The organism is Mesorhizobium sp. M1A.F.Ca.IN.020.04.1.1, assembly GCF_003997315.1.
Lineage (GTDB): Bacteria > Pseudomonadota > Alphaproteobacteria > Rhizobiales > Rhizobiaceae > Mesorhizobium.
Window position 1 is genome coordinate 1 of record NZ_RZSN01000277.1, and the last position, 4887, is coordinate 4887.

At 64.8% G+C, this 4887-nt stretch carries 5 protein-coding genes; all 5 read right to left on the reverse strand.

The features are described 5' to 3' along the window. A partial coding sequence (gene flgK, locus EOA49_RS30250; protein WP_127243539.1) for a flagellar hook-associated protein FlgK occupies window positions 1–1318 on the reverse strand: 1318 nt, incomplete at its 3' end. Between the two features lie 32 nt (window positions 1319–1350). Then, window positions 1351–2607, reverse strand: coding sequence for a flagellar hook protein FlgE (locus EOA49_RS30255; protein ID WP_067002423.1), 1257 nt, complete (start codon window positions 2605–2607; stop codon window positions 1351–1353). 91 nt (window positions 2608–2698) lie between these two features. Continuing rightward, window positions 2699–3367 (reverse strand): response regulator transcription factor, encoded by a 669-nt coding sequence (locus tag EOA49_RS30260; protein ID WP_127241482.1) that lies wholly within the window; start codon window positions 3365–3367, stop codon window positions 2699–2701. Window positions 3368–3588: 221 nt separating this feature from the next. Beyond that, window positions 3589–4179, reverse strand: a complete 591-nt coding sequence (locus EOA49_RS30265; RefSeq protein WP_127241481.1) for a transglycosylase SLT domain-containing protein — start codon at window positions 4177–4179, stop codon at window positions 3589–3591. Next, the coding region (locus EOA49_RS30270; protein ID WP_164749332.1) for a flagellar hook-length control protein FliK at window positions 4109–4887 on the reverse strand (779 nt) is incomplete at its 5' end. The genes EOA49_RS30270 and EOA49_RS30265, both read right to left, overlap by 71 nt.

The window sequence follows — 4887 nt, forward strand, 5'->3', positions numbered from 1 at the left end:
GCGCTTCGGCGGTGCGAGTGGCCAGCGCTTCCTTCGCGTCGGCGTTGGTCGACGCCTGCTGGCGCACGCCTTCGAACCAGCCGATGGTGTTGGCCGCGTAGTCCGAGACGCCGGAGCTGACCGTGATGCCGGCGGAGGTGTCGAAGGCCATCGGCTGGTCGAGCCTGTTGCCGTAGGCGATCAGCAGGTCAGAATAGGAGGCGCCGCCGCCGGTGTTGGAAACATAGGCCGCGCCGTTGGCGCCGCCGTCGCGCAGCAGCGCCGCGCTGCCGCCGGCGCTCGGGTCAAACGCGGCGTTGACGCTGATCGAGCCGGCGAGGCCGTCGACCAGGGTGCCGGCAGCGGGAATAGCCGGCGCGCCGGACCAGGTGAACAGGCCTGCGGCGTTGGGCTGAGACGGCGCGGTCTCGGCAAATGCCGTGATCAGGCCGCGCGCGATCTCGTCGAGCTGGCTCTGCATGGTCGCGGCAACGCCGTCGCGCAGCTTCAGCATGCCGGCAAGCTTGCCGTCGGCGCTGGTATTGTCGCCGGTGCCTGCAGAAAGCGGCACATTGTCGATATAGATCGTGTTGCCGGGCGTGCCAGCGGTGTAGCCGGCCGAGGGCGTGAAGGTCACCGACCGCGGCACCGTCTCGAACAGCGTCGTGCCGTCCTTGGTGGTGATGACCATGTCGTTGTCGCCGCGCGTGAAGGTCGAGACCGGGACATATTCGGCGATCTTCTTGAGAAGCGCGTCCCGCTGGTCGAGCGCGTCCGACACATCCGTGCCGGAGCGCGTGCCGGCGATGACGGCCTTGTTGGCGTCCTGGAACTGGCTGAGCAGCGAGTTGAGGTCGTCGACGGCGGTGGCGATCTGGCCGTCCGTCTGGGTGCGGAAATCCTGGATCGCCGTGGTGCCGTCGTTCAGCGAGCTCACCACCTGCTTGGCTGCGTCGATGACGCTGGCGCCGAGATTCTGGTTCGACGGCGTGGTGGCGTAGAGCTGCAGCGCCTGCTGCAGATTGCCGATCGCGATCGACGCAGACGACGCATTGTCGACACCATTAACCGATAGGTCGAGCTGATCCATGCCGCTGTAAAGCGCGCTCTGGCCGCTCCATGCCGACAGCGCGGAAAGGTTCTGCCGGAACAGAAGATCATTGGCGGCGCGCTGTATCTCCACCGATCGCGCGCCGGGCGCCGTGCTGGTGACGACGGCGACGCGACGGGCATAGTCCGGGTTGGACGCGTCGGCCACATTGCGCGACACGACGCTGGTTTGCTTGGATGTGGCCAGGAGCGCCGACTGGGCGATGCTTAATGCGGTGGAAAGCGACATGCGGGTCTTTCACGGGCTGGCGCCCGATGGGGTTATCTCTTCAGGTTGACCAGGACGTCCATCAGGTCGGAACCGGTCTGGAAGACCTTCGAGTTGGCGGTGTAGCTGCGCTGCGCCGCAATCATGTTGGTCAGTTCCTCGGCGATATCGACATTGGAATTTTCGAGCGCGCCCGAGACAACCGAGCCAAGCTTTCCTTCATTGGCAAAGCCGATGCGAACAGCGCCTGAGTCCGCGCTCTGCACATAGACGTTGCCCGGCATCGCGGTGAGGTTGTCGGGGCTCTGAACGTCGGCCAGCGGGATCTTGTAGAGCGGCTTGGTGGAGCCATCCTCGAATTGGGCGTAGATGACGCCGTCCTGGCTGATCTGGATCTTTTCGATCGTGCTCGGCGCATTGCCGTTGACGTTGGCGTCGGAGACCGTGAAGCCGGTTCCGAGTTGCGTCAGCTTGGAGAGGTCGAGGTTGAGAGTCGACCCGTTCGGCACCGTGAAGGACACGCCGGTGGTCGCGCCGGTGAGCTTGCCGGTGGTGGTGTCGAAGGTGAGATTGGCCGAACCCAGCGCGCCGCCCGCATAGGGGAACGACGTGCCGGCCGTGGCCTTCGACTGATCGAACACCGAGACCTGCCAGGTGCCGGTGCCGGTGTTGGTGAAATAGACGTCGAGCAACACCTTGTTGCCGAGATTGTCGTAGGCGACCAGCGACGATTTCGACGTGTATTGTGACGAGGTGCTGTTGTCGGTGGGTAGGTTGCCGGCGGTGACAGCGGTGGCGCCAGCCGGCAGGTTGCCGGTGAATGTCCCTTCCGTGCTCGGCGTCGCCGTCATCTCCTGATCGGAAATCTGCACCGGCACGAGGCCTTCGAAGCCGTTGGCGGTCGCGGCCGGATCGCCGTTGGCGTAGCTGTAGGCCATCAGCTGGTAGCCGGCGGCGTTGACGAGGCGTCCTTGAGCGTCCGGAACGAAGGCGCCGGCGCGGGTGAGATAGGGCGTTCCGCTCGGGTCCTGCACGACGAAGAAGCCGTCGCCGTTGACGGCGAGGTCGGAGACCGAAGTGGTGTATTGCAGAACACCCTGCGAGCTGACGGCCGAACGGATCGTCGTCGTGACGCCACCCGAATTATAGGCGCCGCCGGTGCTGGGCATGATCAGCGTCGAGAATTCGGCGGAGGAGCGCTTGTAGCCGGTTGTGTCGGAATTCGCGATATTGTCGGCCACCGTGGACAAGCGGTTGGCCTGGGCGTTCATACCGGAGACGCCGGTGCGCATCATTCCGTAGAGGCTCATCGATACATCTCCTCGGTGCCTTTCTGAGAGGCTACAAAACTAAGCCTCGTGTCTTGCGCGAGGCTGGCGCGGGATGTGCCGGCGACGGCCATCAAAACACCAGCCGGTAGCCGAGGAACCTCTTGGAATCGATCGGGTCGTGGCCGAGCTTCTCGCGCAATTTCTTGCGCAGCTTCGAGATGTGGCTCTCCACCACGTTCTCCTCGACCTCCTCGTCGAAGATGCCGTAGATGGCGTTGAACACCTGCGTCTTGGTCACGCGCCGGCCGCGATTGCTGGCCAAATACTCCAGGATGCGCCGCTCGCGACGCGGCAGCGGCAGCGGCTCGCCGTCGACCTCCGGGTCGCGCCCGTCCATGAAGATGCGCATCGAGCCGACCTCGGTGTAGGCGGCCTCTTCGCGGGCGCGGCGGCGGATGGCGGTGATGCGGGCGAGGATTTCGCGGATGTGCACCGGCTTGCGGACGACGTCGTCGACGCCGCTCTCGAAAAGCCTGAGCGTGTGTTCCAGCGAGTGCTGTTCGCTGAGCGCGATCACCGGCGCGCCGGTGCGGTCGCGGATCTGGCGCGGCGAGATGGCGCCCTCGCGGCAGTCGCCGATAAGGAAAGCCCTGACCGATCTCAAGTCCGTGTCGGCGGCAGAGTTCACCCACTCGCCGAACTCGCCTGGCGCGAAGCCCGCGGTGGCAACGCCCTCGCGATCGAAAAGTGAGCTGTAGCCCTCAGTTACGAGCTCGCGCTCATCAACGATCACGATCATCGGCCCGCCCTCCGAATCATCTCACTTGCCCCGTGCGGAAAGCGGTATCCGGTGCGGTGAATCCTGAAAAACCGTCATTTCTTGTAGCTATTTTCTTGGGAGTTTTTTTGGGAGCCGTAATAAAGCCGGCCGTGAAGGGTCAATTCGCGGCACTGGATAGAGGGCTGCCGGCTGCCGCTGTGAACCCCCTCGCGGCGGACTAAAGGGCATATCTTGAGCAACTATTGGTTGCAGAACGCGCTGGCGTTCGGCGTCCATTTGCCGAAGCCGGTGGCGACCATGTTGGTGATGACGCGGCAGACATACACCTTCTGCGCCGGGTCGTTGTCGGGGCCGGCATGATAGCGGGCGACGGCCATCGACCAAGTCATGTGGCGCGCGTGGAGGCTCGCCAGGAAGCGCGCGGCGTAGTCGACGTTCTGGTGCGGGTCTAGCATGTCCTCGACGCTGCGGAACTGCGCGCCATGATAGCGATGATTGATCTGCATGCAGCCGAGATCGATCAGCGTCTTGCCCTCGCGGCGGGCATTCTCGAACGTCGCCAGCGCTTCGCCCCTGCTGCGCGGAAAAACAGCCTTTCCTTCTACATTCAAAGCATTGGGCTGAAGGCTGCCCTTCTTTCCCGTTTCGGTCAGGCCGACCGCGTAAAGGATACCGGCCGGCACGCCATAGCGATCGGCGGCGCGCAGGATTTCCGGCTCGCAAGGATTGGGCGCGGCTTTGGCGACGGTCGCGGCCAGACTAGATATAGATATCGTCGCCAGCGCGCTCGCGAAGAGGCGAAGCAGCGCGGCCGAATTCCTGTGCGCCATTGCCGTTGTTCCTTCCCGGTTGCCGATCGCCGCCGGCGCTGTTGCCGCCCGAGTTCCCGGGCTGGAACGAAGGCTGTTCGCGGCCCGTGGACATCGGCGGCGCGCCGCTCGCTTCGACGCGACCGGGCGAATGGACCGCTATCGAGGGTTGCATGACGGTGACGTGATCGACGTCGAAACCAAGACTGCGGAGCGACTTGACGATGGCGTCGCTGTCAGCGGTCAGACGGCGGTACGCCTCGTGCGTTTCCGGCTTCATCTCGATCGAAAGCTGCTCTCCGGAAAGACGCAGGCTGGCGGTGACGGGGCCGAGGTCAGCCGGGTGGAGCTCGATCTTCAGGACATGTGTCGAAACGGCAACAGAGTTGGTCGCGTGCGAGCCGATCGGAGCGCTCGAGTAGGCCTGCTGAACGCCGCTGTCAGAGGCGATCGCCTCGGCCAGCGCCGATACTGTCTGGCCGAAGGCGTTTTGGGCCGGCGCGGGGAAGCTCTGCTGGCTGACCACATCCAAGCGCCCGGCGGCGGAGGATGGCCTGGCTTGACTGTTCGATGCGAGGGCTTGCGCCGTTTGCGCGGTCTTCTGGGCGGCCGCCGGACGCCAGCCTTGCGGCGTCGCTGCGTCGGTTGCGGCTCCTTGCGTTCCAGACAGGACGTCGTCCTTGCGGATCGACATGTCCGGGCCCGGACCAGCGCCGGCCGGTTTCTGTC

Coding starts and splice junctions, on each gene's coding strand:
- EOA49_RS30255 (WP_067002423.1), bottom strand. CDS start 2,607: ATGAGCCTCTACGGAATGATGCGCACCGGCGTCTCCGGTATGAACGCC.
- EOA49_RS30260 (WP_127241482.1), bottom strand. CDS start 3,367: ATGATCGTGATCGTTGATGAGCGCGAGCTCGTAACTGAGGGCTACAGC.
- EOA49_RS30265 (WP_127241481.1), bottom strand. CDS start 4,179: ATGGCGCACAGGAATTCGGCCGCGCTGCTTCGCCTCTTCGCGAGCGCG.